This is a genomic window from Streptomyces sp. NPDC055506 (assembly GCF_053643595.1).
The window spans coordinates 19,716-45,776 of record NZ_JBSHKH010000015.1 but is presented as its reverse complement, the minus strand read 5'-3'; the positions used below and the strand labels follow the sequence as shown (position 1 = coordinate 45,776).

The 26,061-nt window shown below is 70.4% G+C and carries 28 protein-coding genes and 1 pseudogene; 15 read left to right on the top strand and 14 right to left on the bottom strand.

What is annotated here, in order from left to right; translation table 11 throughout:
- Positions 1-8 precede the first annotated feature (8 nt).
- Entirely contained in the window at positions 9-1,205 is a 1,197-nt protein-coding gene (locus tag ACWIF2_RS08790) for a sialidase family protein (protein ID WP_454359418.1), read from the top strand.
- Here ACWIF2_RS08790 and ACWIF2_RS08785 read toward each other — a convergent pair.
- Genes ACWIF2_RS08785 through ACWIF2_RS08765 form a run of 5 tightly spaced genes read right to left on the bottom strand, consistent with a single transcriptional unit; the run spans position 1,202 to position 7,739 of the window.
- Positions 1,202-2,134, bottom strand: coding sequence for a dihydrodipicolinate synthase family protein (locus tag ACWIF2_RS08785; RefSeq protein ID WP_454359417.1), 933 nt, complete (start codon positions 2,132-2,134; stop codon positions 1,202-1,204). The genes ACWIF2_RS08790 and ACWIF2_RS08785 overlap by 4 nt on opposite strands.
- On the bottom strand, positions 2,131-3,150 hold the full coding sequence (locus tag ACWIF2_RS08780) for an oligopeptide/dipeptide ABC transporter ATP-binding protein (protein WP_454359416.1): 1,020 nt from the start codon (positions 3,148-3,150) through the stop codon (positions 2,131-2,133). Before ACWIF2_RS08780 ends, ACWIF2_RS08785 begins: the two co-directional genes overlap by 4 nt.
- Positions 3,147-5,120 carry a dipeptide/oligopeptide/nickel ABC transporter permease/ATP-binding protein gene (locus tag ACWIF2_RS08775; RefSeq protein ID WP_454359415.1) on the bottom strand — a complete coding sequence of 658 codons (1,974 nt, stop codon included), beginning with the start codon at positions 5,118-5,120 and terminating at the stop codon, positions 3,147-3,149. The genes ACWIF2_RS08780 and ACWIF2_RS08775 overlap by 4 nt, the downstream gene beginning before the upstream one ends.
- A complete protein-coding gene (locus ACWIF2_RS08770) occupies positions 5,117-6,079 on the bottom strand; it encodes an ABC transporter permease (protein ID WP_454359414.1) in 963 nt (320 codons plus the stop codon). The genes ACWIF2_RS08775 and ACWIF2_RS08770 overlap by 4 nt, the downstream gene beginning before the upstream one ends.
- Before the next feature lie 31 nt (positions 6,080-6,110).
- Positions 6,111-7,739 carry an ABC transporter substrate-binding protein gene (locus ACWIF2_RS08765; protein WP_454359413.1) on the bottom strand — a complete coding sequence of 543 codons (1,629 nt, stop codon included), beginning with the start codon at positions 7,737-7,739 and terminating at the stop codon, positions 6,111-6,113.
- A 244-nt stretch (positions 7,740-7,983) separates the two neighbouring features.
- Between ACWIF2_RS08765 and ACWIF2_RS08760 the strand changes: the two genes are divergently transcribed.
- The 4 genes from ACWIF2_RS08760 to ACWIF2_RS08745 all read left to right on the top strand — a co-directional run bounded on the left by ACWIF2_RS08760 (position 7,984) and on the right by ACWIF2_RS08745 (position 10,909).
- Positions 7,984-8,697, top strand: a complete 714-nt coding sequence (locus ACWIF2_RS08760; protein WP_454359412.1) for a FadR/GntR family transcriptional regulator — start codon at positions 7,984-7,986, stop codon at positions 8,695-8,697.
- A gap of 40 nt (positions 8,698-8,737) precedes the next feature.
- A complete protein-coding gene (locus ACWIF2_RS08755; RefSeq protein WP_454359411.1) occupies positions 8,738-9,181 on the top strand; it encodes a phosphatase domain-containing protein in 444 nt (147 codons plus the stop codon).
- Between the two features lie 108 nt (positions 9,182-9,289).
- The gene (locus tag ACWIF2_RS08750) at positions 9,290-10,459 is read left to right on the top strand and encodes an abortive phage infection protein (protein WP_454359410.1); all 1,170 of its coding nucleotides are present in this window, start codon (positions 9,290-9,292) and stop codon (positions 10,457-10,459) included.
- Positions 10,460-10,471: 12 nt separating this feature from the next.
- Positions 10,472-10,909 (top strand): VOC family protein, encoded by a 438-nt coding sequence (locus ACWIF2_RS08745; protein WP_454359409.1) that lies wholly within the window; start codon positions 10,472-10,474, stop codon positions 10,907-10,909.
- Here ACWIF2_RS08745 and ACWIF2_RS08740 read toward each other — a convergent pair.
- From ACWIF2_RS08740 to ACWIF2_RS08725, 4 genes are all read right to left on the bottom strand, one after another.
- The gene (locus ACWIF2_RS08740; protein ID WP_454359408.1) at positions 10,906-12,396 is read right to left on the bottom strand and encodes an alpha/beta hydrolase; all 1,491 of its coding nucleotides are present in this window, start codon (positions 12,394-12,396) and stop codon (positions 10,906-10,908) included. The two genes, ACWIF2_RS08745 and ACWIF2_RS08740, sit on opposite strands and share 4 nt — an antisense overlap.
- Before the next feature lie 80 nt (positions 12,397-12,476).
- Positions 12,477-12,902 (bottom strand): N-acetyltransferase family protein, encoded by a 426-nt coding sequence (locus ACWIF2_RS08735; protein WP_454359454.1) that lies wholly within the window; start codon positions 12,900-12,902, stop codon positions 12,477-12,479.
- Positions 12,903-12,926: 24 nt separating this feature from the next.
- Positions 12,927-13,124 (bottom strand): DUF397 domain-containing protein, encoded by a 198-nt coding sequence (locus ACWIF2_RS08730; RefSeq protein WP_454359407.1) that lies wholly within the window; start codon positions 13,122-13,124, stop codon positions 12,927-12,929.
- The gene (locus tag ACWIF2_RS08725; RefSeq protein ID WP_454359406.1) at positions 13,106-13,936 is read right to left on the bottom strand and encodes a helix-turn-helix domain-containing protein; all 831 of its coding nucleotides are present in this window, start codon (positions 13,934-13,936) and stop codon (positions 13,106-13,108) included. Before ACWIF2_RS08725 ends, ACWIF2_RS08730 begins: the two co-directional genes overlap by 19 nt.
- Before the next feature lie 116 nt (positions 13,937-14,052).
- On the opposite strand from ACWIF2_RS08725, the gene ACWIF2_RS08720 reads away from it, so the two are divergent.
- From ACWIF2_RS08720 to ACWIF2_RS08705, 4 genes are read left to right on the top strand one after another with little or no spacing between them, the layout of a single operon-like run.
- Complete coding sequence (locus ACWIF2_RS08720; protein ID WP_229845541.1) at positions 14,053-14,259, top strand: hypothetical protein; 207 nt, start codon at positions 14,053-14,055, stop codon at positions 14,257-14,259.
- A complete protein-coding gene (locus ACWIF2_RS08715; RefSeq protein ID WP_189723394.1) occupies positions 14,256-14,471 on the top strand; it encodes a hypothetical protein in 216 nt (71 codons plus the stop codon). Before ACWIF2_RS08720 ends, ACWIF2_RS08715 begins: the two co-directional genes overlap by 4 nt.
- A 44-nt stretch (positions 14,472-14,515) precedes the next feature.
- The gene (gene recO, locus ACWIF2_RS08710) at positions 14,516-15,262 is read left to right on the top strand and encodes a DNA repair protein RecO (protein WP_189723392.1); all 747 of its coding nucleotides are present in this window, start codon (positions 14,516-14,518) and stop codon (positions 15,260-15,262) included.
- A gap of 40 nt (positions 15,263-15,302) precedes the next feature.
- The gene (locus tag ACWIF2_RS08705; RefSeq protein ID WP_391097412.1) at positions 15,303-16,133 is read left to right on the top strand and encodes an isoprenyl transferase; all 831 of its coding nucleotides are present in this window, start codon (positions 15,303-15,305) and stop codon (positions 16,131-16,133) included.
- A gap of 215 nt (positions 16,134-16,348) precedes the next feature.
- Here the strand turns inward: ACWIF2_RS08705 and ACWIF2_RS08700 are convergent, their stop codons facing one another.
- From ACWIF2_RS08700 to ACWIF2_RS08685, 4 genes are read right to left on the bottom strand one after another with little or no spacing between them, the layout of a single operon-like run.
- Positions 16,349-16,765, bottom strand: a complete 417-nt coding sequence (locus ACWIF2_RS08700; protein ID WP_454359405.1) for a Fur family transcriptional regulator — start codon at positions 16,763-16,765, stop codon at positions 16,349-16,351.
- Positions 16,766-16,824: 59 nt separating this feature from the next.
- Positions 16,825-17,727, bottom strand: coding sequence for a metal ABC transporter permease (locus ACWIF2_RS08695; protein WP_382493391.1), 903 nt, complete (start codon positions 17,725-17,727; stop codon positions 16,825-16,827).
- A complete protein-coding gene (locus ACWIF2_RS08690) occupies positions 17,727-18,494 on the bottom strand; it encodes a metal ABC transporter ATP-binding protein (protein WP_454359404.1) in 768 nt (255 codons plus the stop codon). The genes ACWIF2_RS08695 and ACWIF2_RS08690 overlap by 1 nt, the downstream gene beginning before the upstream one ends.
- Before the next feature lie 20 nt (positions 18,495-18,514).
- Positions 18,515-19,474 carry a metal ABC transporter substrate-binding protein gene (locus tag ACWIF2_RS08685; protein ID WP_454359403.1) on the bottom strand — a complete coding sequence of 320 codons (960 nt, stop codon included), beginning with the start codon at positions 19,472-19,474 and terminating at the stop codon, positions 18,515-18,517.
- 194 nt (positions 19,475-19,668) lie between these two features.
- On the opposite strand from ACWIF2_RS08685, the gene ACWIF2_RS08680 reads away from it, so the two are divergent.
- The 5 genes from ACWIF2_RS08680 to ACWIF2_RS08660 all read left to right on the top strand — a co-directional run bounded on the left by ACWIF2_RS08680 (position 19,669) and on the right by ACWIF2_RS08660 (position 24,454).
- A complete protein-coding gene (locus ACWIF2_RS08680) occupies positions 19,669-21,051 on the top strand; it encodes a glycine--tRNA ligase (RefSeq protein ID WP_454359402.1) in 1,383 nt (460 codons plus the stop codon).
- A gap of 136 nt (positions 21,052-21,187) precedes the next feature.
- Positions 21,188-21,799: a LysE family translocator gene (locus ACWIF2_RS08675; protein ID WP_454359401.1), complete on the top strand. Its 612-nt coding sequence runs from the start codon at positions 21,188-21,190 to the stop codon at positions 21,797-21,799.
- Between the two features lie 79 nt (positions 21,800-21,878).
- Positions 21,879-22,883 (top strand): aldo/keto reductase, encoded by a 1,005-nt coding sequence (locus ACWIF2_RS08670; protein WP_454359400.1) that lies wholly within the window; start codon positions 21,879-21,881, stop codon positions 22,881-22,883.
- Positions 22,884-22,908: 25 nt separating this feature from the next.
- Entirely contained in the window at positions 22,909-23,496 is a 588-nt protein-coding gene (locus tag ACWIF2_RS08665; protein WP_454359399.1) for a TetR family transcriptional regulator, read from the top strand.
- A gap of 91 nt (positions 23,497-23,587) precedes the next feature.
- Positions 23,588-24,454, top strand: a complete 867-nt coding sequence (locus ACWIF2_RS08660; protein WP_454359398.1) for a GNAT family N-acetyltransferase — start codon at positions 23,588-23,590, stop codon at positions 24,452-24,454.
- A gap of 18 nt (positions 24,455-24,472) precedes the next feature.
- Here ACWIF2_RS08660 and ACWIF2_RS08655 read toward each other — a convergent pair.
- Positions 24,473-24,631 (bottom strand): annotated as a pseudogene (locus ACWIF2_RS08655) (IS982 family transposase); the annotation flags it as partial.
- 133 nt (positions 24,632-24,764) lie between these two features.
- Between ACWIF2_RS08655 and ACWIF2_RS08650 the strand changes: the two are divergent.
- Positions 24,765-25,952 carry an epoxide hydrolase family protein gene (locus tag ACWIF2_RS08650; protein WP_454359397.1) on the top strand — a complete coding sequence of 396 codons (1,188 nt, stop codon included), beginning with the start codon at positions 24,765-24,767 and terminating at the stop codon, positions 25,950-25,952.
- The last annotated feature ends 109 nt before the right edge of the window (positions 25,953-26,061 follow it).

The window sequence follows — 26,061 nt, the reverse complement described above, 5'->3', positions numbered from 1 at the left end:
GGAGCAGGATGAGACTCCTCAGCCGCACCCTCCTCGTCACCACGGTCCTCTTCTCCGCCGTCACCGCGACGACCACCGCGACGACCTCCGCCTCGGCCACCCCCGGCTGTACGTCCTCCGTCCCGTACGTCTCGGGCGAGGGCGGCTACGACACGTACCGCATCCCCGCCACCGTCACCACGGGCAAGCACACCGTCCTCGCCTTCGCCGAGGGCAGACGCGGCGGCGCGGGGGACACCGGCGCCATCGACGTCGTCCTCAGACGCTCGGCGGACGGCGGCTGCACCTGGGGCCCGCTCACCGTCGTCGCCGCAGGGAAGGGCGACACCCGGGGCAACCCGGCCCCCGTCGTCGACCCGCGCACCGGCGCGGTCGTGCTCCTCACCTCCTACAACAGCGGCAAGGTGACGGAGGCCCAGATCATGCGGGGCGAGGTCACGCCCGAGCAGAGCCGCCGGGTGTTCGTGCAGCACAGCCGGGACGACGGCCGGCACTTCACCGCACCCCGCGAGATCACCGCGCAGGTCAAGCGCCCGTCGTGGCGCTGGTACGCGACCGGACCCGGCCATGCGATCGCCCTCACCCGGGGCCCGCACACGGGCCGGCTGGTCGTCCCCGCCAACCACTCGGCGGCCCCGCCCGCCGGCTCCCCGGACACCGGCCAGGAACCCCGCTACTACGGCGCCCACGCGCTCCTCAGCGACGACGGCGGCAGGACCTGGCGGACGGGCTTCGTCGACGACTCCTACGACGGGGTGAACAACGCCAACGAGTCGATCGCCGCCCAGCTCCCCGACGGCAGGGTCTACTTCAACGCCCGCGACCAGCACGGCACGAGCCCCGGCAACCGCCTCGACAGCCACTCGCGCGACGGCGGCCGGTCCCTCGACCGGCCCTACACCGTGCAGCCCACCCTGAACGAGGTCCCCATCGTCCAGGGCAGCGTCCTGCAACTCGCCGGGAAGCGCGCGCCGTTGCTGTTCTCCGGCCCGTCCGTCCCCACCGCGCGCCGGGCGATGGCCGTCTGGCGCAGCACCGACGGTGGCGCCACGTTCACCAAGGCGCTCACGCTTTCCCAGCAGCCCGCGGCCTACTCCGACCTGGTCCCGCTCGGCCGGAAGACGGTGGGGATCCTCTATGAGACGGGGGCGCAGGGGACCTACGAGACGATCGAGTTCCGCCGCGTCCCCGTCGGTGACCTCTAAAGCAGCCCGGCCGCCGCCAGGTACTTCCCGACCCGCTCCACCTCGTCCGGCGAAAGCGGCACCTGAGGCTCCGCCGTCGCCGGGCAGTCGATCACGCCCCGCAGACGCAGCGCGGCCTTGAAGGCGCCGATCGCCGAGGAACCGGGGCCCATCCGGGCCGGGTCGCCGACCGTCACCATGCCGAACAGGGCGCACAGCCGCTCCTGTTCGGCACGGGCCTCCTCCCAGTCCCCGGCGCGGCACAGGCGGTCCAGGCGGACGTAGCCGTGCGGGTCGACGTTGCCGAGGCCGGGCACCGTTCCGTCCGCGCCGAGCGCGAGCGCCGCGTCGACGATCAGCTCGGAGCCGGTCAGCACGCTGAAGCCGGTGATGCCCTGGCGGTCCCGTGCGCCGGTCAGGACCTGGCGGAAGGCGGCCAGGTCGCCGCTGGAGTCCTTGAGTCCGGCCAGGACACCGTCGGCGGCCAGTTCCAGGACCACATCCGCGGGCAGCTTCGTGTGGACGGCGGCGGGAAGGTCGTAGGCGATGACCGGGACCGGGCTGCCGGCCGCGACCGCGCGGAAGTGGCGGGCGATCTCCGCCGGGTGGGTGCGGGCGTAGAACGGGGCGGTGACGACGACCGCGTCCGCTCCGGCCGCCGTCACCGACGCGACATGGTCCAGGACCCGGGCCGTCGTCATGTCGATCGCCCCGGCCAGCACCGGGAGCTGCCCGCTCACATGGGCCGCGACCGACTCGACGACCAGCCTGCGCTGCCGGTCCGGCAGATACGCCGCTTCCGATGTCGAGCCGAGCACGAACAGTCCGCTCACCCCGCCGTCCAGCAGATGGTCGACGAGCCTGAGCAGCGAGGGGACGTCCACCTCGCGGTCCGGTGTCAGGGGCGTGCACACGGGCGGGATGACACCGGTCAGCGGGGTGAGGGTCATGGAGCCTCCATCGGGGCGCTCTGCCGGACGAGGTCGCGGGTCGACTCGTCCTCCTGGACAGGATGGTGGCAGCGGAACCGGTGCGCGGGTGCCGACGCGGCCGAGAAGTCCGGCATCGCCTCCGCACACGTCCCGTCCGCCTTCCAGCAGCGCGTCCGGAACGGGCAGCCGCTCGGCGGGCGGGTCGCCGACGGCACCGGACCGACCAGCGGGATCGGGTCGATCGGGTCGAGCAGGCCGGGCGTGGCGGAGAACAGCGCGCGGGTGTACGGGTGCCGGGCCCGGTCGGTGACCAGGGCGGCGGGGGACTCCTCCACGATCCGGCCCAGGTACATGGTGATCACACGGTCGCTCATCCGCCGCACGGTCTGGATGTCGTGCGAGACGAAGACCAGGGCCAGCCCCAGGCGTTCCTTCAGATCCAGCAGGAGGTTGAGGATCTGGGCCCGGACGGACACGTCCAGGGCGCTCGTCGGCTCGTCCGCCACGACCAGGTCCGGGTCCAGCGCCAGCGCCCGGGCGATCGCGACGCGCTGCCGCTGCCCGCCCGACAGCTGGCCCGGCAGGGCGTCGGCGAGGGCCCGGGGGAGACCGACGAGCGACATCAACTCCCGTACGCGGTCCTCGCGACTGCTTCTGGTGCCCCGGTCGTGCACGTCCAGCGGGTCCCGCAGGATCTGCCGGACGGGCAGACGGCGGTTCAGGGCCGTCGACGGGTCCTGGAAGATCATGCCGGTACTGCCGCCGACGGCCCGCCGGCGCTCCGCGGCCGGCATCGACCACAGGTCCCGGCCCCGGAAGGAAACGGTCCCCTGGGTCGGCCGCTCCACCCCCACCAGCACCTTCGCCAGTGTCGACTTCCCGCAGCCCGACTCGCCGACCACACCGACGGTCTCGCCGGGCGCGATGGCGAGGTCCGCGCCGGTCAGGGCGTACACCCGGTCCCGGGTGAACAGGCCGCCGCTGCGGGCCTTGTGGACGACGTGTGCGTCCGACAGCTCCACGAGCGCACTCATGACACCGCCTCGGGTTCGGTGGCCGACAGCTCTATGGCCGGGTGATGGCAGGCCGCCGTGTGCGTCTCGGGGCCGGCCAGGACCGGAGCCGTCGTACGGCAGATCTCGCTCGCGCGCGGGCACCGGTCCGCGAACCGGCAGCCCGCCGGGAAGTCCGCCGGAGAGGGCACGACGCCCTTGATCTGCGTCATCCGCTCCTGCGCCGACTCCAGCGACAGCACACTGCCGAGCAGACCGCGCGTGTAGTGGTGGGCCGGTGCCTCCACCAGGTCGGCGGTCACGCCCGTCTCCACGATCTGCCCGCCGTACATCACCACCACCCGGTCGGTGACGTCCGCGATCAGCGCCAGATCGTGCGAGACGAGGATCAGCGCGAAGCCCAGCTCCTCGCGCAGCCGGAGCAGCAGCTCTATGACCTGGGCCTGCACGGTCACGTCGAGGGCGGTCGTCGGCTCGTCGGCGACGATCAGCTTCGGGTCGCGCGACAGGGCCATGGCGATCAGGACGCGCTGGCGCTGCCCCCCGGACAGTTCGTGCGGATAGCTGCGCAGGGTGCGCTCGGGGTCCAGGCCGACCATCGTCAGCAACTCGGCCGGACCGCGCCGCCCGCCGCGCCGGACGACCTGCTTGAGCTGGGCGCGGATCGTCATCGCCGGGTTCAGCGACGACAGCGCGTCCTGGTAGATCATGGCCATCTCGTGGCCCAGGAGCTTGCGGCGTACGCGCATCGGCTCGGCGATCAGATCCCGCTGCCGGAACCGCACCTGTCCGCTGACGCGCGCCCCCTTCGGCTGGAGGCCCATCACAGCCAGCGCGGTCAGCGACTTGCCGCAGCCCGACTCGCCGACCAGGCCCAGCACCTCACCGGGACGCACCTCGAAGCTGATGCCGTCCACGATGTCCACGCCGCCGTGCCGCTGGTCGAAGCCGATCGCGAGGTTCTCCACCGCGAGCACCGGCTGACCGTCCCGGGGCAGCCGGCGGGCCCGGGCCCGCAGTCGCCGGGCCGCCTCCGCCAGGCCGGGCAGTTGCACGACCTCCCCGCTGCCGGGCTCCGGCGCCTCGAGCCGGTCGTCGCCGGGCGCCTCCACCTCCCGGGCCGACGGGGCCGCCCACGCGTCGGACACGCCCTCGGACAGGATGTTCAGCGACAGCACCGTGACCAGCATCAGCAGCCCGGGGAACACGGTCGCCCACCAGCCGCCGGTCAGCACCATGTTCTTGCCGTCCGCGATGACACTGCCCCAGGACGGGTCGGGCGGCCGGACACCGGCCCCGATGAAGGACAGCGACGCCTCGAAGACCACCGCCTCGGCGACCTGGACCGTGCAGAACACCAGCACCGGCGCGGCACAGTTGATCGCCACGTGCTTCAGCACGATGTGCGGGGTCCGGGCGCCGATCACCCGTTCCGCCGTCACATAGTCCTCGCCGTACTGGTCGAGGACGTTCGCCCGGACGACCCGTGCCACCGGTGGCGTGAACAGGAACGCGATCGCGCAGATCAGCACCGTGATGCCACCGCCGAACACCGCCACCAGCACGGCGGCCAGCGCGATGCCAGGGAACGCCATCACGACGTCCAGACAGCGCATCAGCGTCTCGTCGACCGCCTTGCGCGAGGTGGCCGCGATCGCCCCGAGCAGCGCGCCGACCACCAGCGCCAGGCCCGTCGCGCCGAGCCCGATCGCCAGCGACCACCGCGCCCCGTACATCAGCCGGCTCAGGATGTCCCGGCCGAGGCTGTCCTGGCCCATCCAGTGCGCGGTGGACGGATGCCCCGTGCCGTCGACCGGCGGCTGCTGGTCGAGCGGGTCGTGCGGGGCGAGGACCGGCGCGAACAGCGCCATCAGCACGACGACCGCCAGGAAGCAGACGGCGACCTTCGACAGCAACGGCAGCCGCCGCCAGCCGCGCAGCCGTACCCCGGGCCGGGACAGCGTCTCGGTGAGGCTCTTGCGGGTCATCATGTGGTCGCATCCCTCAGTCGCGGGTTGACCAGCAGGTAGAGGGCGTCGATGGCGAGGTTCACGACGACGAACCCGGCCGCCGTCGTCAGGACGACGCCCTGGACGACGGCCGGATCGCCGTTCTTCACGGCGTCGATCATCAGCTTGCCCATCCCCGGCAGCGAGAAGATCGTCTCGATGACGACCGCGCCGCCGAGGAGATAGCCGACGCGCAGGCCGAGCACGGTGAGCGGGTTGATGAGCGCGTTCCGCAGCACGTTCCGACCCACGACAACCCGGGGTGGCAGTCCGCTGCCGATCGCCGTTCGTACGTAGTCCTTGTCCAGTTCCTCCACCACGGCCGTCCGCACGATCCTGGTCAGCTGCGCCGCCACCGGCAGCGACAGCGCGAAGGCCGGCAGGGTCATGGTCTTCAGCCAGCCGGTGAAGGAGTCGGCCGGGTTGATGTAGCCGCCGGTCGGGAACCAGCCCAGGTCGACCGCCAGGTACTGGATCATCAGCAGCGCCAGCCAGAAGCCGGGCGCGGCGACACCGGTCAGCGACACGACCCGGATGATCTGGTCGGGCAGCCGGTCCCGGTAGATCGCCGCGGTCACCCCGCCCAGCAGGGACAGAACGACCGCGATGCCGAGCCCCAGGAAGGTCAGCTGCAGGGTGAGCGGCAGCGCGGTGGTGACCTGGTCGATCACCGGCGCCCGGGTCAGCGCGCTGGTGCCCATGTCGCCGTGCAGCACGTCGGCGACGAAGTCCACGTAGCGCACGGGCAGCGGGTCGAGCAGGCCGTGTTCCTCCCGGAAGTCGTGCAGTTGCTGGGGTGTCGGGTTGGCGCCCTGGAAGAACGCGGACGCCGGGTCGACGTCCGAGAACCGCATCACCAGGAACACGAACAGCACGATGCCGAGCATCAGCGGCACGAGCAGGGCGATACGGCGGAGCAGGATCCGTACGACGGCGATCACGTGGCGAGGGCCCCCTGTCCGGACAACACGGCTAGGCCCACTTGGCCTGGAGGAGGTTGATACCGGGGTACGGCTGCGGCCTTATCCCGCTGAGCCGCTTGGGGTTCCAGGCCGTCATCAGCTCGTTGTGGACGACCGGGTAGAGCACGGCCTGTTCGGCGACCACGTCGATGTAGTCCTGGACCATCGTCTTCTTCTTCCCGGCGTCCGGCTCCCGGGTGGCCCGGTCCATGTCCCTGAAGAGCGCCTTGGCGACGGAGTTGCCCGCCCACCGCGTGTACTGCATCCACAGGTTCTCGGGCCCGTAGTTGTAATGCATGATCAGATCGGCGTCGAGGCCGAACTGGTTGGGGTTGGAGGCGGCGGCGACCACCTGGTAGTCCTGCTTCTGGTCCATCTTGGTGAAGACGGCGGTGGTCTCCTGCGGCGACAGGGTCGTACGGACACCGATCGCGTCCCAGGAGGACTTGATGGTCGGCAGGCAGTCCACGATCCAGCTGACGTTCACCGCGAGGATCTCGATGCTCAGCCCCTTGACCCCGGCGGCCTTGAGCAGCGCCTTCGCCTTGTCCGGGTCGTAGTCGTAGACGGTCTTGGCCCGGCGGTAGGAGGGGTTGCTCTCGTCGAGGAAGGAGCTCGACGGCTTCCCGCGGCCCTTGAGCGCGACCTCCACCATCTTCCCGGTGTCGATGGCGTAGTGCAGGGCCTGGCGCACCCGCACGTCGTCGAAGGGCTTGTGCTTGGTGTTGAACATCAGGAACAGGTTGTTCATCCCGGCCCCGCCGGCGACCGTCATGCCGCCGCTCTCCAACTGCCCGATGTTGGCGTACGGGATGTTGTCCGCGATCTGCGCCCCCGCGCTCGACCCCGAGATCTTCGCGACGCGGGGCGCGGCGTCCACGATCGTCAGCCAGTTCATCTTCTGGAAGGCGGGCTTGCGCGGCCCGTTGTAGTCGGCGAACGCCTCGAAGGTGGTGTTCGACTTGGGGTGGTGGGCGGTCTGCCGGTACGGCCCCGACCCGACGGCCAGCCCCTTGATGGCGTCGTCCCAGCCACCCGGCTTGGAGAACACGTGCTTCGGCATGATCTTGGCGAGCGTGAGCCGGGAGAGCCCGTCCGGGAAGGGGAACTTGAGCACCAGCTCCACGTTCTGCGCGTCGATCTTCCGGACCTCCTTCAGCCAGCTCGCGAAGAACCCCTTGGCGAGTGTCTGGGTGTCCGGGTCGAGGATCCGCTGGAAGACGAACACCACGTCGTCGGCGGTCACGGGCTTGCCGTCGTGGAACTTCGCACCGGCCCGCAGCGTGAACTTCCAGGACGTGCTGTCCGGGTCCTTCGGCACCTCGGTCGCCAGGGCCGCGTACGGCTCGCGGGAGATCGGGTCGGTGTCCAGCAGGCCCTCGTAGATGTGGTTGTTGGCGGCCATGCAGAACGCGGACGCCGTCTGGGTCGGGTCCCAGCTGCCGTCGTTGCCGTAGCCGATCACCGCGGTGAGCGTCCGGTCCTTGCCGTCGCCCCCGCCGGTCTCGTTGGTGGACTCCGGCCCGGACGAACAGGCCGACAGCGACGCGGAGACGGCCGCGGCCGCGCCCAGCGCGCCGGTGTACTTCAGGAAGGTCCGGCGGTGCGGCGCCGGTACGTCGTGGGTCACGTCGCGCACGGGTCCTCCAGCGGTGAGGTCTGGAACGGTGTGAAGGGGCGGGAGATACGACGTCCTACGTCCTGGCGGTCAGCGCGACCATAGGAGGGGGCGTGAGGGCGGTCAAGGGGTCGCACACGAATGGCGTATCTGCCAGAGGTCGCACCAATGGCGCTGTGAAATGGCGCGAGTTGACGGCCTATCAGGGCCAGCCGGGTACTGGGTACCGCCAGAGGTGGGACGTGGGACGTCCGGGGCGCGTACGATGCGGCGCATGTCCGAGGAGCCCAGGACCAGCCGGATACAGCGCCAGGTCGTCCAGCTCATCCTCGACCGCAGACTCACCGCCGGCGCGCCGCTGCCCACCGAGGCCGAACTGATGGAGGACCTCGGCGTCAGCCGCAACTCCGTCCGGGAGGCCCTCAAGGCCCTCCAGGCCCTCGACATCGTCGAGATCAGACACGGCTACGGCACCTATGTCGGCCAGGCCTCCCTCACCCCGCTCGCCGACGGCCTGACCTTCCGCACCCTGGCCAGGCACGACGACGACACCGGCGCCCTCGCCGAGATCCTCCAGGTCCGCGAGGTACTGGAGGAGGGCCTGATCCGCCGGGTCGCCGCGACGCTGACCGAGGCGGAACTGGACAAGCTGGAGGGCGTGGTGACCCGTATGGAGTCGGCCGGTGCCATGGCCCGGTCCTTCCCCGACCTCGACCGCGAGTTCCACGAGGCCCTGTACGCCTCCCTCGGCAACGCCCTCGTCCCCCAGCTCCTCGCCGCCTTCTGGACCGTCTTCCGGCGGGTCTCCGGCGCCCGCGGCTGGACCGACGACCCCACCCCCGAGATCACGGTCCGCCGCCACCGCGACATCGTCACCGCCCTGCGCGCCCGCGATGTGGAGGGCGCGCAGCGGGCGATGGCGGTCCACTTCCGGGGGATCGAGGCGCGGGCGGCGGAGGAGTCGCGGGGGGTGGGCTGAATCCGCTCCCCGGCGGGCGGGCGCGGAGCAGGATGAGGGCATGACCGATCTGTGGAACGAGAGTGACGCCGGCGTCCTGAGACTGCCTTCGGGCCGGTTGGTACGAGGGCGGGGCCTCCGTCACCCGCTGGACCCCGGCGCGCCCGTGCCCTCCTACGGTGTCTACCTGCTCGGCAAGCAGCCGCCCGGGGTTCCCTGGGAGTCGGGCTGGATCCGCTGGCCCGACTTCCGCCTCCCGGCGGACCGGGCAGCCGCCCGTGCGTCCCTGGCAGCCGTCTGGGAACGGGCCGCCGGGGAGCGCGTGGAGATCGCCTGCGGTGGAGGACGTGGCCGCACGGGCACGGCCCTGGCCTGCCTCGCGGTGCTGGACGGGGTGCCGGGGGAGGAGGCGGTGGCGTATGTGCGGCGGCACTACGACCGGCATGCGGTGGAGACGCCGTGGCAGCGGCGGTACGTGCGCCGGTTCGGGGAGGGGGGAGCCTGATAGCCCTTATGAGCCTCTCCTTCGGCGCGGCGGCTCATACCTTGGTCGCGCCGCCGTAGACCGACGGCCGACAGCGGACTCGGCACCCGCCTCGGCACAGTGACCGGCATGGAAGAGACCAAGGGGAGCAAGCAGGCAAAGGGGATCAGCCGGGCCGCGTTCCTGGCCGGGACGGCGGCGGTGGGGGTCGCCGGGGTGGTGGGACCGACGGGGCAGGCCCGGGCGAGGGAAGCCGGGCACGGCCGGGGACTGCGCCGGCACGGCGTCGTCTACACCGTCGGAGCGGGGGAGACGCCGGGTACGGCGTGGAGCGCGCGCCGGATGCGGGCCGACGTACGGGCCATCCGTGACGACCTGCACGCCGACACCATCGACGTCACGGGGGACGGCGTCGAACGGCTCACCGCCACCGCCGCCGAGGCCGCCGAACGCGGGCTGCACGTCTGGCTGCAGCCGACCCTCGGGGACGCTCCGCAGCGGGACATCCTGGAACACCTCGCCGAGACCGGCCGGTTCGCGGAGCGGCTGCGGCGGCAGGGCGCGAGTGTCGACCTCAGTGTCGGCTGTGAGTTCTGGCTGTTCGTCCCCGGCATCCTGCCGGGCGAGACGGTCCTGGATCGCATCAGGCACCTCCAGAACGGCACGGTCGACTGGCCGCGGACGCTGCGCCGCCTCGCCGAGTTCACGGCCAAGGCCGCGAGGGTCGGCCGCTCCGTCTTCAACGGCAACCTCAGCTACGCCGCCGCCCAGAGCATCGACGACCCGGACTGGAGCCTCTTCGACATCGTCGGCATCGACTACTACTCGTACTTCGAGAAGCGGTCCGACTACGTCCGGGAGCTGAAGCGGTACCTGCGCTGGGGCAAGCCGCTCGCCATCACCGAGTTCGGAACCTGCGCGTACGTCGGCGCCCCCGAGACGGGCGGTATGGGCTGGGACATCGTCGACCACGACAAGGAGCCACCGGAGATCAAGGGGGACCCGGTCCGCAGCGAGCGCGTCCAGGCGGAGTACGTGGGCGAGCTGCTGGACGTCTTCACGGCGATGGGCCTGTACGGGGCGATGACCTTCGAGTTCATCAGCGCGGACGCCCCGCATCGCCCGGACGAGCCCCGGCTCGACCTCGACATCGCGACCTACGCCATCACCAAGGCGATCAAGGACCGTCCGGACGACCCGGCTTCCGGCTGGCACTGGGAGCCGAAGGAGGCGTTCCACGCGGTGGCCCGCCGCTACGCCCGACGGGCGCGGCCCGGGTCGCGGAGGGACCATGGCTGAGGAGGTGCGCCTATGGAATGGACCCTTGAGGTGATCACCGTACCGGTCGCCGACGTGGACCGGGCCAAGGCTTTCTACGTGGACCGATGCGGTTTCCGAGCCGAGATCGACGCGTCGTTCTTCGAGGGCGTGGGCCGCTTCGTCCAGCTCACGCCGCCCGGCTCCCGCTGCTCCATCGTGCTGGAGTCCGGCATGCCGGACGCACCGGGGCAGCCGGGCATGCCCCCCGGGTCGCTGCAGGGCCTCCAGCTCTGTGTCACGGACATCGAGAAGGCCAGGGCGGAGCTGGTGGGACGCGGGGTGGAGGTATCGCCGGTCCTGCACGTGAGTGCGTCCGGCTGGGCGGAGGGCCGGGGCGAAGAGGGCTGGAACTCCTTCCTCTTCTTCCGGGACCCCGACGGAAACGGCTGGGCGATCCAGGAGGCCCCGGCCCCGCTCGCCCAGCGCTAGGCGCAGTACGTGTCCCGGTCCGGGCGCTCCCCCGTCGCGAGGAAGCGGGAGACGGTCCGGTCGCCGCAGGTGTTGCCGTTGGCGAGGTAGGCGCCGTGGCCCGTGGAGTTCACCGTCACCATGACGGCCCGGTCGCCGAAGGCACGCCGGAGCTCGCGGGCCCCGCTCAGCGGGGTCGCGACGTCCCGCTCGTTCTGCACGAGCAGGATGTTGGAGGGGCCGTCGCCGGTGATCCGTACCGGCGGCTCCTTCGGCGTGAACGGCCAGGCGGCACACGGCATCGCGCCGCGCGGCATGCCGGCCGTGAGGGGGAACTCGGCCCGGCTCTTGTCGGTCCCCTTCTGGTAGTGGGCGGTGGACTTGGGCCAGGCGATGTCGTTGCAGAGGATGCCGACGCCGACCGCGGCGGCGTTCTGCATCTCCGACTCGGGCGGAGCCTCGGGTACGGGCGGCACGGTGCCCTTACGCGTGGCCAGGATCATTTCCGCCAGCACGGGGTAGTCGTCGGGGCCGTACAGGCTGTTCAGCATGGTCTGGCGCAGGACGTTGCCGTTCAGCTCCGCGGGGTCGGCACCGGGCCAGGGGAGGGGCTCGCGGTCGAGTCGCTCGGCGAGGCGCAGGAACTGGGGCCGTACATCGGCGGCCTTCCTTGCCAGCCGGTGCGGGTTCCCGGGCCGGGACGCCCACTTGGCGAACTCCGGGAAGTTGTCCTCCACGCCGTCCTCGAACGCGGCGAGCCAGGCGCGTCCCACGCGGGTGTGGTCGGGGTTGTCGTTGCTGTCCAGCACGATGCGGTCGGTGCGGTGCGGGAACAACTGGCTGTAGACGGACCCGACGTACGTGCCGTACGAGTCGCCCCACGCGGAGATCCGGCTCTCGCCCAGCGCGGCCCGGATACGGTCGAGATCACGGGCGTCGTTGGCGGAGCTGATGTGCCGTATCAGCTCACCGCCGTTACGAGCACAGGCGCCGGCGATACGCCGGGCGGTGGCCATGGTCTCGGTGACAGAACCGTCCGGGTCGGGCCAGGGCAGCTTGGCGAGGGCGAGATCCTTGCTTTCGAGCCCACATGAGGCGGCACTGGAGGGAGCCATGCCCCGCGGCGCGAACCCGATCAGGTCGTAGACCTCCCGCACGCTCTGCGGCAGCCGCTGCCCCTTGCCGGACGGATCCGCGAGACTGACCCCACCGGGCCCGCCGGGGATGAGTAACAGCGCGCCCCGGCGAGCGGACGGCTTCTCACTCGGGATCCGGGACACGGCGATCTGGATCTTCCGCCCGTCGGGGTCGGAGTAGTCCATGGGCACGTCGACGGTGGCGCACTGTTGCCGGGGGTCGAGGCCGGGGCCGGAGCACTTGATCCATGTGAGGGGCTCGCCACTGGCGTCGGCGGGGGCGCCGGCGGCGGACGCGGGTAGCGAGATGGTCAGTCCGAGCAGGACGCCGGAGGCCGCGAGCAGTGAGGCGTTGCGCTTGAGCTGCTTCATGGGACGAGCCTGGCGGTTCTTCGACCTGCTCCCTATCCGGGTAACCGCCGGATGGCTCCTGAGGTTTACCCCCGGGTCGGTCACGTGGGGAGGCGGAGCATGAAGACGTCGACCGGGTCCTGGGTCTCGACCGTGAATCCGTGGCGTTCGTAGAGACGGCGGGCCGGGCTGCCCTGGAGGACGTTCAGGCGTACGGGTTCGGCGTCGGCGTCGGTTCGGGCCAGCAGGGTGCGCAGGACCGCCGAACCCAGGCCGCGGCCCTGGAGGCCGGGATCCAGGTAGAAGTGCTCCAGCCAGGTCCCGTCCTCGGCCGGACGCAGCGTGACGCTGCCGGCGAACGTGCCGCCGGCCTCGAGGACCGAGGTGTGCCGAGGGGTGAACCCGTCGCGCAGCCGCTGCCTGACCCGGTGCGCGTCGTAGCGGCCCAACCGCTCCAGATCCGGGCGCATCACGACCGCCCGCAGCTCCGCGATCGTCTCGACGTCCGCCGGTGCGGCGGGGCGCATGGTCCAGTGCACGCCCGGATTATGTCAGCGGCGGCGGTGATGACGTATGAACAGGCCCCAGGCGGCGGCCCCGACCAGGACTACAGGGCTGTTGCTCAGCTTGCTGTCGCGGATGGGCACGGTGCCGGGGATTCCGTCGGCGACCTCGACGCAGTTGCCGCCATCGCCGTTGCTGTAGCTGCTCTTTCGCCAGCGGACGTTGCTCAGGTCGTAGGAGTGCATCGTCTGAAATCCTCAGCCGCCGATCGGACCAGGGCGAGGGACGCCTCCGGCGACAGCGCGGCACCCCTGAGCAGATCGTAGGCGCGCTGTGCACGCTTCACCATGGCCGGGTCGTCGATCAACGTTCCCGAAAACGACGTCTCTGTATAGGCGACGGGCGGCGCGTCCTCGAACTCCATGAACCGTAGCGAGCCGTTGTTGGCCGGAGCCCCTGCCGAGAACGGGAGCACCTGCAGCACCACCTTGCGTGCGCCCGCGAGGTCGGCCATGTGGTCCAGGGCCTGGGCTGCGACGTCAGGACCGCCGACCGGGATCCGGAGCACGCTTTCGTGCACGATCACCCAATACACGGGCCTTGTAGCGTCGTCGAGGATCTGGGCGCGTTCCACGCGGGCGGCGACTCTGTCCTCGATGAACTCGTCCGCCGCGAATGGGTGCGTCGCCAGGGTGAGTGCCCTCGCGTACGCAGGCGTCTGAAGAAGACCCGGCACGACCGTCGGTTCGAACTCGCAGATCGCTGTCGCCTGCTTCTCCAGCGCGAGAACCTCCGCGAAATAATCCGCATACCGCTTATCGTCAATCAGCTTCCTGCACAACCGCTCGAAAATACCGTCGGTTTGCAGCACCCCGTCGATGCGCTGCGCCACATCCAACTGTGGCTTGCGAATGGCCTGTTCGAACTGGCCGATGTATCCGCCGGAGACGAAAACCCGTGACCCCAGCTCCGCCTGGGTGATCCCCGCGTCCTCCCTCCGCCGCTTGAGCTCCGTGCCGAAGAACTCCCACGCCGCCTGCCGAGAACCGTTGGCCATTGCCGAACCCCTTTGTGCTGCCCCGCAGTTGTAGGGCACAGACCCCTCCCGAGTGTAGGCGCGCAGCGTCACCGTAGGGATGCGAAGAGTGAAACCGCGAAAGGAAGGGGAGCACGGTGGAGGCACGACACTCGGCGCACTGCGTCGAAGAAGCGGAGGACGCGGTGAAAGAATTGCGGGCAGAACTCGCGAAGGCGGGAATTACCCTGCCGTCACTGGGCCTGGACCCGGTGAGTCTTGCGCGGGAAGCACCCTGTCCGCTCGTGGAATTGGGCCGGTGTTCCGTGGAGACCGCCCGGCGGCTCGCGGCGGTGCTGCGATGAAGCCCCCGGTCGGCGCGTATGTCGTGGACACCCGCAGCGGACGCATCGGCATCGTCATGGGGCATGAGGGGCCCTACGTGCAGCTGCGGCCGTACGGAGGCGGGAAGGAATGGGACGTGGACCCCGGCGCCGTCCGGCACGCCACCCCGGCCGAGCGGCTGAGCGCGGCGACGGCGTACGCCAACGCCCGCAGCAGGGGAGAGGTCCCTTGACCCGGGTAACCCGGAGGGCCCGGTGACCCTGCGAGAATGACGCCATGAGTCTGTTCCGCGACGACGGCATCGTGCTGCGCACCCAGAAGCTGGGTGAGGCGGACCGGATCATCACGCTGCTCACGCGCGGTCACGGACGGGTACGGGCCGTGGCCCGGGGCGTGCGCCGGACGAAGTCGAAGTTCGGTGCGCGCCTCGAACCCTTCTCGCACGTCGACGTGCAGTTCTTCGCCAAGGGGAGCGAGCTGATCGGGCGCGGGCTGCCGCTGTGCACGCAGAGTGAGACCATCGCGCCGTACGGTGGCGGGATCGTCAGCGACTACGCGCGGTACACCGCCGGGACCGTCATGCTGGAGACCGCCGAGCGGTTCACCGATCACGAGGGGGAGCCGGCCGTGCAGCAGTATCTGCTGCTCGTCGGCGGGCTGCGGACCCTCGCCAGGGGAGAGCACGCCCCGCATCTCGTGCTCGACGCCTTCCTGCTGCGCTCCCTCGCCGTCAACGGCTACGCCCCGAGCTTCACGGACTGCGCGAAGTGTGGGATGCCCGGGCCCAACCGGTTCTTCTCGGTCGCCTCGGGCGGTTCCGTCTGCGTGGACTGCCGGGTGCCCGGCAGCGTCGTACCCTCGCCTCAGGCCCTGGAACTCCTCGCCGCGCTGCTTACGGGAGACTGGGACACCGCGGACGCGTGCGAGGCGCGGTACGTCCGCGAGGGCAGCGGGCTGGTGTCCGCGTATCTGCACTGGCACATGGAGCGCGGGCTGCGTTCCCTGCGGTACGTCGAGAAGTAGAGCAGCCCGGAAACAAGCGAGCACGAGGAGCGAGAGACACATGGCCGTACGCGGGATCCTGGGGCGCCAGCGCCGGGAGTACAGGACGCCGGAGCCGCACCCGTCCGGCGCACGGCCGCCGAAGCTCGGAGAGCTCGTCCCGAAGCATGTGGCGATCGTCATGGACGGCAACGGCCGATGGGCCAAGGACCGGGGCCTGCCGCGTACCGAGGGCCACAAGGTCGGCGCCGAGCGGGTGCTGGACGTGCTCCAGGGCGCCATCGAGATGGGCGTGGGTGCCATCTCCCTGTACGCCTTCTCCACCGAGAACTGGAAGCGCTCGCCCGACGAGGTGCGCTTCCTGATGAACTTCAACCGGGACTTCATCCGCAAGACCCGCGACCAGCTCGACGAGCTGGGCATCCGGGTGCGCTGGGTGGGCCGGATGCCGAAGCTGTGGCGTTCCGTGGCCAAGGAGCTCCAGATCGCCCAGGAGCAGACCAAGGACAACGACAAGCTGACCCTGTACTTCTGCATGAACTACGGCGGCCGGGCCGAGATCGCCGACGCCGCGCAGGCGCTGGCCGAGGACGTGAAGAGCGGGAAGCTCGACCCGTCGAAGGTCAACGAGAAGACCTTCTCGAAGTACATGTACTACCCGGACATGCCGGACGTGGACCTGTTCCTGCGCCCGAGCGGTGAGCAGCGCACCTCCAACTACCTCATCTGGCAGAGCGCCTACGCCGAGATGGTCTTCCAGGACGTGCTGTGGCCGGACTTCGACCGCCGCGACCTGTGGCGGGCGTGCCTGGAGTTCGCCTCGCGCGACCGGCGGTTCGGCGGGGCCATCCCGAACGAGGAGCTGCTGGCCATGGAGGGCAAGCAGGAGTAGGCCCCACCGGCCCCCCCTGGCCCCACCGGCCTCCCCGGTCCCGGCAGCCCCTGCGGCGGCAGCCGGGCCGAGGCCGGTTGCCGACCAGTTGCCAAGGGCAGCGAGTTCTACGACTTCAAGGAACTCGAACGCTGCTTCAACCGGAGCTGACGGGCACTGACCTCAGGGGCGCGGGGAACTGCGCGAACAACCACAACGCACCCGCAGCCGACAACTCACCGGTCAGCGGCCGCACAATCCGCACAGGTCCCAAAAATCTCCACCGTATGAGCCACGTTCACATACCCGTGCTCCGCGGCGATGGCATCCGCCCACTTCTCCACGGCAGGCCCCTCCACCTCGACGGCCTTGCCGCACCCCCGGCACACAAGGTGATGGTGATGGTCGTCCGTGGAGCAACGGCGGTAGACGGACTCGCCGTCGGCGGTACGCAGGACGTCGACCTCACCGGCGTCGGCCAGGGACTGCAGCGTGCGGTAGACCGTGGTGAGCCCGACCGAGTCGCCCTTGTGCTTGAGCATGTCGTGCAGGTCCTGCGCACTGCGGAACTCGTCGACCTCCTGGAGCGCTGCCGATACGGCGGCACGCTGCCGGGTGGCGCGGCCCTTCACGGGCGGTCCTGCGGTCGTCACCGGTTGCCTCCTCACGTCTGCCTTGCCCGGGTCATTGTGCCAGCCCGGGGTGGGGGCGGTCAGACGCCGACTTCGTCGGCCGCCCCCCGGGTACCCGGAATCGCGCACTCGCCGGGGTCGTGGGCGGATTGCGCGGAAGCCCGGGCGCGGGCGCGGCGGCGGGCCAGCGGAGCCGCGAGTGCCGTCAGCACGATGAACGCGCCGATGGTCAGCAATACGATCGTCGCACCGGGCGGGACGTCCTGGTAGTACGAGGTGACCGTGCCGCCGATCGTCACGCTCACACCGATGGCGACGGCGATCACGAACGTGGCCTTGAAGCTGCGGCTGATCTGCTGGGCCGCCGCGACGGGCACCACCATCAGCGCGCTGACCAGCAGCAGGCCGACCACGCGCATCGCCACCGTGACCGTGACGGCCGCGGTGATCGCCGTCAGCAGGTTCAGGGCGCGCACTGGAAGCCCCGTGACCCGGGCGAACTCCTCGTCCTGGCTGACCGCGAACAGCTGCCGGCGCAGGCCGAGCGTGACCAGGACGACGAAGGCGGCCAGCACGCAGATCGCCGTGACGTCCGACTCGGACACCGTCGACAGGGAGCCGAACAAGTACGACGTCAGGTTGGCGTTGGAGCCCGTCGGCGCGAGGTTGATGAACATCACACCGCCGGCCATGCCGCCGTAGAAGAGCATCGCGAGGGCGATGTCGCCGCGGGTCTTGCCGTACCAGCGGATCAGCTCCATGAGGACCGCGCCGAGGACGGAGACGAGGGTCGCCATCCACACCGGGGACCAGGTCAGCAGGAAGCCGAGGCCGACGCCGGTCATCGCCACGTGGCCGATGCCGTCGCCCATCAGGGCCTGGCGGCGCTGGACCAGGTAGATGCCGACGGCGGGGGCGGTGATGCCGACCAGGACGGCGGCGAGCAGGGCCCGCTGCATGAAGGCGTAGTCGAGGAAGTCCATCAGCTCAGCAGTCCCGTACGGATCGGTTCGGCGCCCGCCGGTGCGTGCGGGTGTACGTGGTCGTGGCCGGGGAGGGCGTGCTGCCCGACCGCCTTCGGGGGCGGTCCGTCGTGCACGACGCAGCCGTCGCGCAGCACGACCGCCCGGTCGATGAGGGGCTCCAGCGGGCCCAGTTCGTGCAGCACGAGCAGCACGGTGGTGCCCTGGGCGACCTGCTCGCGCAGGGTGTGCGCGAGCACCTCCTGGCTGGCCAGGTCGACGCCCGCCATCGGCTCGTCCATGATCAGCAGCTCGGGCTCGGAGGCGAGGGCGCGGGCGATCAGGACCCGCTGGTGCTGGCCGCCCGAGAGGGCGTCGACCGAGTCCTTGGCCCGGTCCGCCATGCCGACGAGCTCCAGTGCCTGCCGTACGGCCTTGTGGTCGGCCTTGCGCAGCACGCCGAAGCGGGCCCGGGACAGGCGGCCGGAGGAGACCACCTCGGTCACCGTGGCGGGCACGCCGCCCGCGGCCGTGGTGCGCTGCGGGACGTAGCCCACGCGCCGCCAGTCGCGGAACCGCGCGCGAGGCGTGCCGAACAGCTCGATCTCGCCGGCGCCGGTCTGCACCTGGCCGATGATGCTGCGCACGGCCGTGGACTTGCCGGAGCCGTTCGCGCCGAGCAGCGCGACGACCTCGCCGCGGCGCACGGTGAGGTCGATGCCGCGCAGGACGGGGCGCGAGCCCAGTTCCGCGCGGACGCCGCGCAGGGATACGACGGGCTCGGTCATGCCGTCCTCCGATGGGTGAGTCACTTGGCTCCCAGGGCCGTCCGCAGGGCCTTGAGGTTGGATTCCATGACCTGGAAGTAGTCGTCGCCCCGGGACTTGTCGGTGATGCCCTCGAGCGGGTCGAGGACGTCGGTCTTCAGGTTCGCGTCCCGGGCCAGGGTCTTCGCGGTCCGGTCGGAGACCAGCGTCTCGTAGAAGACGGTGGTGACGCCGTCGGCCTTGGCCTCCTGCTGGAGCTCCTTGACCCGGGCGGCGCTGGGCTCGCTCTCGGGGTCCATGCCGGAGATGGCCTCCTGGGTGAGGCCGTAGCGCTCGGCGAGGTAGCCGAAGGCGGCGTGGTTGGTGAAGAAGACCTTGGACTTGCTGTCCTTCAGGCCGTTCTCGAAGTCGCTGTTCAGGCCGCCCAGCTTCTTGACCAGGGCCGCGGTGTTCTTCTTGTAGTCGGCCGCGTGGTCCGGGTCGGCCTTCTCGAAGGCCTTGCCGACGCCCTGGGCGATCTCGGCGTACTTCACCGGGTCCAGCCAGACGTGCGGGTCGCGGCCGTGCTCCTCCTCCTCGGAGGAACCTTCGGAGTGGCCCTTCTCACCCTCGTGGCTGTGCCCGGCGCCGCCGTGGTCCTCGAGGTGGGTCAGGGAGGCCGCGTCTATCTTCGTCTCTATGCCGGTCTGCGAGACGGCCTCGTCGACGGCGGGCTGGAGGTCCTTGAGGAAGAGCGCCGCGTCGGCCTCCTCGAGCTGGGCGCGCTGCTTGGTGCTGATCTCCAGGTCGTGCGGTTCCTGGCCGGGTTCGGTCAGACTGGTGACGTTCGCGTGGTCGCCGCCTATCTGCTCGGCGAGGAAGGCCATCGGGTAGAACGACGCGACGACGTCGAACTTCTCCGTGTTGCCCGTCGCCGCGCTGTCGCTGGAGCAGGCGGTCAGAGCGCCGAGGCCGAGAGAGGCGGCCGCGGCGGCGGGTATGAGGCGTCGTCGTACGTTCATGACACTCATTTTCAACAAATATGGAAACCGTTGTCAACAAACGTCCTGAACTGGGCCCGGAAACAGGGCGCGCGGCCCTCTGGCGGTCGCCGAGGGGGGAGCGATTTGATTGGAGGGGCGTCCCCGCCGGTAACCTGAATCATTCGCTGGAAGCAACTCGCTCCGTCGCCCGTCGTCGTAATGAAGAGAGCACCGTGGCCGCCGACAAGATCGACACCATCGTCAGCCTGAGCAAGCGCCGTGGCTTCGTATTCCCCTGTAGTGAGATCTACGGCGGTCAGCGCGCCGCCTGGGACTACGGCCCGCTGGGTGTCGAGCTCAAGGAGAACCTCAAGCGCCAGTGGTGGCGCTACATGGTGACGTCGCGCGAGGACGTGGTCGGTATCGACTCGTCCGTCATCCTGGCCCCCGAGGTCTGGGTCGCCTCCGGCCACGTCGCCACGTTCACGGACCCCCTCACCGAGTGCACCTCCTGCCACAAGCGGTTCCGCGCGGACCACCTGGAGGAGGCCTACGAGGAGAAGAAGGGCCGCGCCCCGGAGAACGGGCTCGCGGACCTCAACTGCCCCAACTGCGGAAACAAGGGCACCTTCACCGAGCCCAAGCAGTTCTCCGGCCTGCTGTCGACCCACCTCGGCCCGACGCAGGACTCCGGCTCCGTCGCCTACCTGCGGCCCGAGACCGCGCAGGGCATCTTCACCAACTTCTCCCAGGTGCAGACCACTTCGCGCCGCAAGCCGCCGTTCGGCATCGCCCAGATGGGCAAGTCCTTCCGCAACGAGATCACGCCCGGCAACTTCATCTTCCGCACCCGCGAGTTCGAGCAGATGGAGATGGAGTTCTTCGTCAAGCCGGGCGAGGACGAGAAGTGGCAGGAGTACTGGATGGAGCAGCGCTGGAACTGGTACACCGGTCTCGGCCTGCGCGAAGAGAACATGCGGTGGTACGAGCACCCGAAGGAGAAGCTCTCCCACTACTCCAAGCGCACCGCCGACATCGAGTACCGGTTCTCCTTCGGCGGCAGTGAGTGGGGCGAGCTCGAGGGTGTGGCCAACCGCACCGACTACGACCTCGGCGCCCACTCCAAGGCCTCCGGCCAGGACCTCACCTACTTCGACCAGGAAGCCGGCGAGCGCTGGACGCCGTACGTCATCGAGCCCGCGGCCGGTGTCGGCCGGGCGATGCTCGCCTTCCTGCTCGACGCCTACGTCGAGGACGAGGCGCCCAACGCCAAGGGCAAGATGGAGAAGCGCACCGTGCTGCGCCTCGACCACCGTCTCGCGCCGGTCAAGGTCGCGGTGCTCCCGCTGTCCCGGAACCCGGAGCTGTCCCCGAAGGCCAAGGGCCTCGCCCAGGCGCTGCGCCAGAACTGGAACATCGACTTCGACGACGCCGGCGCCATCGGCCGCCGCTACCGCCGACAGGACGAGATCGGTACGCCGTTCTGTGTGACCGTCGACTTCGACACGCTCGAGGACAACGCGGTCACCGTCCGCGAGCGTGACTCGATGAAGCAGGAGCGGGTGTCCCTCGATCAGATCGAGGGGTACCTGGCGGCCCGCCTGGTCGGCTGCTGATCGCCCTTCGCGTGCACGACGGTGCCGGGTTCCTCTTCGGAGGGGCCCGGCGCTTTCGCGTTCACGGGAGTGGTCCTCCAGCGGGGCGGCCGATTGGACCTGTTCCCCGGGGTGGCGCCTCGCGAGCATGGCCCTCATGAGTATCGCGTTCCTGCTGACCACTCTGGTCGTCGTCGCCACGCCCGGCACCGGTGTCGTCTACACCCTCGCCGCCGCGCTCTCCCGTGGGCGGCGGGCCGGTGTTGTCGCCGCGTTCGGGTGCGCACTCGGGATCGTGCCCCATGTGCTGGCCACGGTGACCGGGCTGGCGGCGCTGCTGAATGCCAGTGCCGCTGCCTTCCAGGTCCTCAAGTACGCCGGTGTCGCCTACCTCCTCTACATGGCGTGGGCGACCGTGCGGGACACGGACGCGATCGCCGTCGAGGAGGGCACCACCCCGGACTCGGCGCGGCACGTGATCGTCCGGGCCGTGCTGATCAACATCCTCAACCCGAAGCTGACGATCTTCTTCTTCGCGTTCCTGCCGCAGTTCGTGAGCCCGCACGAGCCGCACGCGCTGACGCGGATGCTGGCGCTGAGCGGGGTGTTCATGCTGGCGACGTTCCTGGTCTTCGCGGCGTACGGCGTCCTGGCCGCGTCCGTCCGCAGCCACGTCACCTCCCGGCCGAGGGCGATGGCGTGGCTGCGGCGGGGGTTCGCGGGGTCGTTCGTGGCGCTGGGGGCGAAGCTGGCGTTCACGGCGCGGTAGTCGCTGGGGGCGAGCATCAGCGGACTGTAACGGCTGACAGATATTGAAATCTGTCATCTGTCATGGCAGGGTGGTTGGCATGACGATGCGAACCCGCCCCCTCGGAACCACCGGCCCCCAGGTCTCCGCCCTCGGTCTCGGCTGTATGGGCATGTCCGCGCTGTACGGCGAGGCGGACCGGGCCGAATCCATCGCGACCCTCCACGCGGCGCTCGAAGCGGGCGTCACACTGCTCGACACCGGCGACTTCTACGGCATGGGTCATAACGAGTTGCTGATCGGCGAGGCCCTTCGCGCGGCCCCCGCGGCCCGGCGTGAACAGGCGCTGGTCAGCGTGAAGTTCGGCGCCCTGCGCGGCCCGGACGGCAGCTGGCTGGGCTATGACGGCCGGCCCGCCGCCGTGAAGAACTTCGCCGCGTACTCCCTCCAGCGGCTCGGCGTCGATCACATCGACGTCTACCGCATCGCCCGCCTCGACCCGGACGTGCCGATCGAGGAGACCGTCGGCGCGATCGCGGAACTCGTCGAGAAGGGCTACGTGCGGCACATCGGCCTGAGCGAGGTCGGCGCCGACACCATCCGCCGCGCCGCCGCCACCGCGCCGATCTCCGACCTCCAGATCGAGTACTCCCTCATATCGCGCGGCATCGAGGACGAGATCCTGCCGACCACGCGTGAGCTGGGCATCGGGATCACGGCGTACGGGGTGCTCTCCCGGGGCCTGATATCGGGCCACTTCACGGCGGACCGGCAGCTCGGCGCGGGAGACTTCCGGGCGATGTCGCCGCGCTTCCAGGGCGAGAACCTCCGGCACAACCTGGACCTGGTCGAGGCGCTGCGGAAGATCGCCGAGCAGAAGGGCGCCAGCGTCGCGCAGACGGCCATCGCCTGGGTGCTCTCCCGCGGTGAGGACATCGTGCCCCTGGTCGGCGCCCGCCGCCGCGACCGGCTCACGGAGGCGCTGGGCGCGCTGGACGTGACGCTGGACGCGGCCGACCTGGCCGCGATCGAGGAGGCCGTGCCGGCCGGTGCCGCCGCCGGCGACCGCTACCCGGCGGCCCAGATGGCGCACCTCGAGAGCTGAACCGGGCTCCGGGTACGGTCAGGGCATGGCACCGACCAGCGAGACCCTGACCGCCGAGCGCATCCTCGAGGCCACCGAGGAGGTGCTGCGGCGCCACGGCCCGGCCAAGGCCACCGTCGTGGACGTCGCCCGGGCGCTCGGTGTCAGCCATGGCAGCGTCTACCGCCACTTCCGCACCAAGGCGGCGCTGCGCGAGGCCGTCACCAAGCGCTGGCTGGACCGCACGTCCGGGGAGCTGTCCGGCATCGTCGCCGGGGGCAGCGTCCCGGAGGCCCGGCTGCGGGAGTGGCTCGCCGCGCTGTTCGCCGCGAAGCGCCGAAAGGCTGGCGAGGACCCGGAGCTGTTCGCCACGTACATGGTCCTCACCGACGAGGCCGGTACGGCGGTCGGCGAGCACATCACCGACCTCACGGCCCAACTGGCCCGCATCATCCGGTCCGGCGTGGAGACCGGCAGCTTCACCGCCACCGACCCGGAGGCCTCGGCCCGCGCGGTCTTCCAGGCGACGGGGCGGTTCCACGACCCCTGCTACGCGCGGGAGTGGGAGCAGCCCGGTGTGGAGGGGGAGTTCGAGCTGGTGGTGGAGCTGGTGGTGCGAGGGCTGCGGCCCTGAGGGGATCGCCGTACCGGGTGCGCGCCGGCCGGATGGGGCACAGGATGGGAAGGGAGGGGTGGGTCGCCGCGCGGGGTGCGCTGTAAAGGGGATGGCGATCGTGGATCTCATACTGCGCCCGGGTACTTCGGCCGATGCCGCAGAGTGCGGAAGGATCTGCTACGAGGCCTTCGCCGGCATCGCCGAGGAGCACGCCTTCCCGCCCGACATCCCGAGCCCCGAGGTGGGTGTCGCGCTGATCGAGGGAGCCCTGACGCACCCGGGCTTCTACAGTGTCGTCGCCGAACTCGACGGGCGGATCGTGGGCAGCAACTTCCTCGACGAGCGCTCGACCGTGGTCGGGGTCGGGCCGGTCACCGTCGACCCCACCGTGCAGAACGCGGGCGTGGGCCGCCGCCTGATGCGGGACGTGATGCAGCGGGCCGACGAGCGCGGGGCGCCGGGCATCCGGCTGTTGCAGAGCGGCTACCACAACAGATCGTTCTCGCTGTATGTGAGCCTGGGCTTCGCCCACCGGGCCACGATGGCGTGTGTGCAGGGCCCGCCGATCCGGAGCGCGATGCCGGGGTATGTGGTGCGGGAGGCCACGGACGCGGACCTCGGCGCCTGCAACGACGTATGCCGGCAGGTCCACGGCGTCGACCGTGGCGGTGAGCTCGCCGACGCGCTCAAACAAGGCACCGCCCGAGTCGTCGAGCGCGGGGGACGCGTCACCGGGTACGCCACCGACCTGGCCTTCTTCGCGCACGCGGTGGGCGAGACCACACCGGACCTCCAGGCGCTGATCGCGTCGGCCCAGCAGTTCGGAGGCCCGGGCATCCTCGTACCGGTGGGCGACAGCGCGCTGCTCAGGTGGTGCCTGTCCAACGGCCTCAAGGTCGTACAGCTGTTGAGCCTGATGACCATCGGCCTGTACAACCGGCCCGACGGGGCGTATCTGCCCTCGATCCTCTACTAGACGAGTCATTTCGACTGGTCAGTGGTCGTAGGCGACCAGTGATCGAGTGATCGGCTGGCGCGTCTTGTGGTTGTGCCGGATTGCTGCGGCCATCGCGAGGATGCGCTGGGCGGGGCGGACTGCGACGCCTTCGAAGGTCCGGCCGCCGTGCTGTTCCAGGTCGAGCCGGCCCTTGAGGAATCAGCCTGAGCAGTGTGGCGAGGGTCCCTGACCGAGCGCAGACTGGAAAGTGGACCAGAGGTGTTCACGGGCGCGCCGCGCGGACAAGAGCGCGAGGCTTGCCGCCCGTCGGCAACCGAGGAGCGCCGTCATGCCCGTCACGGCCGAAGGAACAGACATCCGCCCGTTCCGGATCGAGGTTCCGGAGAACCAGCTCACCGAGCTGCGCCGCCGGGTCGAGGCGACGCGCTGGCCTTCCAAGGAGCTCGTCACCGACCGCTCGCAAGGAGTGCAACTGGCAACACTTCAGGCGCTCTCCCGCTACTGGATGCTCGAGTACGACTGGCGCAGGTGCGAGGCGAGACTGGACGCACTGCCGCAGTTCACGACCGAGATCGACGGGGTCGAGATCCACTTCACCCACGTCAGGTCGTCGCATGAGAACGCGTTGCCGCTGATCATGACGCACGGCTGGCCCGGCTCGGTCGTCGAGCTGCTGGAGACCGTCGGCCCGCTGACCGACCCGACCGCTCACGGCGGCACCCCCGAGGACGCATTCCACCTGGTGCTGCCGTCCCTGCCCGGCTACGGCTTCTCGGGCGAGCCGACCGAGCTTGGCTGGGGGAACGGGCGCATCGCGAGCGCGTGGGCGGAGCTGATGAACCGCCTCGAGTACCCGCGCTACGTCGCCCAGGGGGGCGACGTGGGCGCAGCCGTCACCGACGCGATGGGCCGTCAGGCACCCGCGGGGCTGCTCGGCATCCACGTGAACCTGCTCGCCGGGGCGATCGCGATCAAGGACCAACTGCCCAGGGAGTCCGAGCAGGAACGCGCGGCGTTCGACGCGCTGAACGTGTTCATGACGGACGGCTTCGGCTACTTCCTGGAGCAGACCACCCGGCCGCAGACGATCGGCTACTCCCTGCTGGATTCACCCGTCGGGCTGGCTGCATGGATGCTGGACCACGACACGGACAGCTACTACAAGATCTCCCGCGCGTTCGTCGACCGCGAGCCCGTGGGCAATCTGACCCGGGACAACATCATCGACAACATCATGATGTATTGGCTGACGGGCACCGGCGCCTCGGCGGCCCGGTGGTACTGGGAGTTCGGACGCGAGATAGCGTCCGGCCAGGCTCCTCCGCCGGTGTCGGTTCCGGTCGGCTTCACGACGTTCCCCGGCGAGATCTGGGCCGCCCCGCGCAGCTGGGTGGAGAGTGTCTACCCGGGCCTCGCGTACTTCAACGAGGTCGGCCGGGGCGGCCACTTCGCTGCCTGGGAGGAGCCGGAGCTCTTCTCCGCCGAGGTGCGGGCAGCGTTCAGGCCCCTGCGCTGACGACGTCCAGTCGTGCCAAGACGACACCGCACCCGGCCGGCACAAACGCCGGGTGTGCCGGCCGCGAAGGATCGGATGCCGGCCCGGCACGACCGGCCCGCTCCCGGTC

Excerpts from the sequence above, each read along its gene's own strand:
- ACWIF2_RS08775 (WP_454359415.1), bottom strand. The coding sequence starts at position 5,120 with ATGATGACCCGCAAGAGCCTCACCGAGACGCTGTCCCGGCCCGGGGTA.
- ACWIF2_RS08715 (WP_189723394.1), top strand. The coding sequence starts at position 14,256 with ATGAAGCCCCCGGTCGGCGCGTATGTCGTGGACACCCGCAGCGGACGC.
- ACWIF2_RS08740 (WP_454359408.1), bottom strand. The coding sequence starts at position 12,396 with ATGAAGCAGCTCAAGCGCAACGCCTCACTGCTCGCGGCCTCCGGCGTC.
- ACWIF2_RS08690 (WP_454359404.1), bottom strand. The coding sequence starts at position 18,494 with ATGACCGAGCCCGTCGTATCCCTGCGCGGCGTCCGCGCGGAACTGGGC.
- ACWIF2_RS08755 (WP_454359411.1), top strand. The coding sequence starts at position 8,738 with ATGACCGATCTGTGGAACGAGAGTGACGCCGGCGTCCTGAGACTGCCT.
- ACWIF2_RS08650 (WP_454359397.1), top strand. The coding sequence starts at position 24,765 with ATGCCCGTCACGGCCGAAGGAACAGACATCCGCCCGTTCCGGATCGAG.
- ACWIF2_RS08760 (WP_454359412.1), top strand. The coding sequence starts at position 7,984 with ATGCGGCGCATGTCCGAGGAGCCCAGGACCAGCCGGATACAGCGCCAG.
- ACWIF2_RS08730 (WP_454359407.1), bottom strand. The coding sequence starts at position 13,124 with ATGCACTCCTACGACCTGAGCAACGTCCGCTGGCGAAAGAGCAGCTAC.
- recO (WP_189723392.1), top strand. The coding sequence starts at position 14,516 with ATGAGTCTGTTCCGCGACGACGGCATCGTGCTGCGCACCCAGAAGCTG.
- ACWIF2_RS08665 (WP_454359399.1), top strand. The coding sequence starts at position 22,909 with ATGGCACCGACCAGCGAGACCCTGACCGCCGAGCGCATCCTCGAGGCC.
- ACWIF2_RS08725 (WP_454359406.1), bottom strand. The coding sequence starts at position 13,936 with ATGGCCAACGGTTCTCGGCAGGCGGCGTGGGAGTTCTTCGGCACGGAG.
- ACWIF2_RS08780 (WP_454359416.1), bottom strand. The coding sequence starts at position 3,150 with ATGAGTGCGCTCGTGGAGCTGTCGGACGCACACGTCGTCCACAAGGCC.
- ACWIF2_RS08745 (WP_454359409.1), top strand. The coding sequence starts at position 10,472 with ATGGAATGGACCCTTGAGGTGATCACCGTACCGGTCGCCGACGTGGAC.
- ACWIF2_RS08695 (WP_382493391.1), bottom strand. The coding sequence starts at position 17,727 with ATGGACTTCCTCGACTACGCCTTCATGCAGCGGGCCCTGCTCGCCGCC.
- ACWIF2_RS08660 (WP_454359398.1), top strand. The coding sequence starts at position 23,588 with ATGGCGATCGTGGATCTCATACTGCGCCCGGGTACTTCGGCCGATGCC.
- ACWIF2_RS08685 (WP_454359403.1), bottom strand. The coding sequence starts at position 19,474 with ATGAACGTACGACGACGCCTCATACCCGCCGCCGCGGCCGCCTCTCTC.
- ACWIF2_RS08785 (WP_454359417.1), bottom strand. The coding sequence starts at position 2,134 with ATGACCCTCACCCCGCTGACCGGTGTCATCCCGCCCGTGTGCACGCCC.
- ACWIF2_RS08675 (WP_454359401.1), top strand. The coding sequence starts at position 21,188 with ATGAGTATCGCGTTCCTGCTGACCACTCTGGTCGTCGTCGCCACGCCC.
- ACWIF2_RS08670 (WP_454359400.1), top strand. The coding sequence starts at position 21,879 with ATGACGATGCGAACCCGCCCCCTCGGAACCACCGGCCCCCAGGTCTCC.
- ACWIF2_RS08750 (WP_454359410.1), top strand. The coding sequence starts at position 9,290 with ATGGAAGAGACCAAGGGGAGCAAGCAGGCAAAGGGGATCAGCCGGGCC.
- ACWIF2_RS08790 (WP_454359418.1), top strand. The coding sequence starts at position 9 with ATGAGACTCCTCAGCCGCACCCTCCTCGTCACCACGGTCCTCTTCTCC.
- ACWIF2_RS08735 (WP_454359454.1), bottom strand. The coding sequence starts at position 12,902 with ATGCGCCCCGCCGCACCGGCGGACGTCGAGACGATCGCGGAGCTGCGG.
- ACWIF2_RS08705 (WP_391097412.1), top strand. The coding sequence starts at position 15,303 with ATGGCCGTACGCGGGATCCTGGGGCGCCAGCGCCGGGAGTACAGGACG.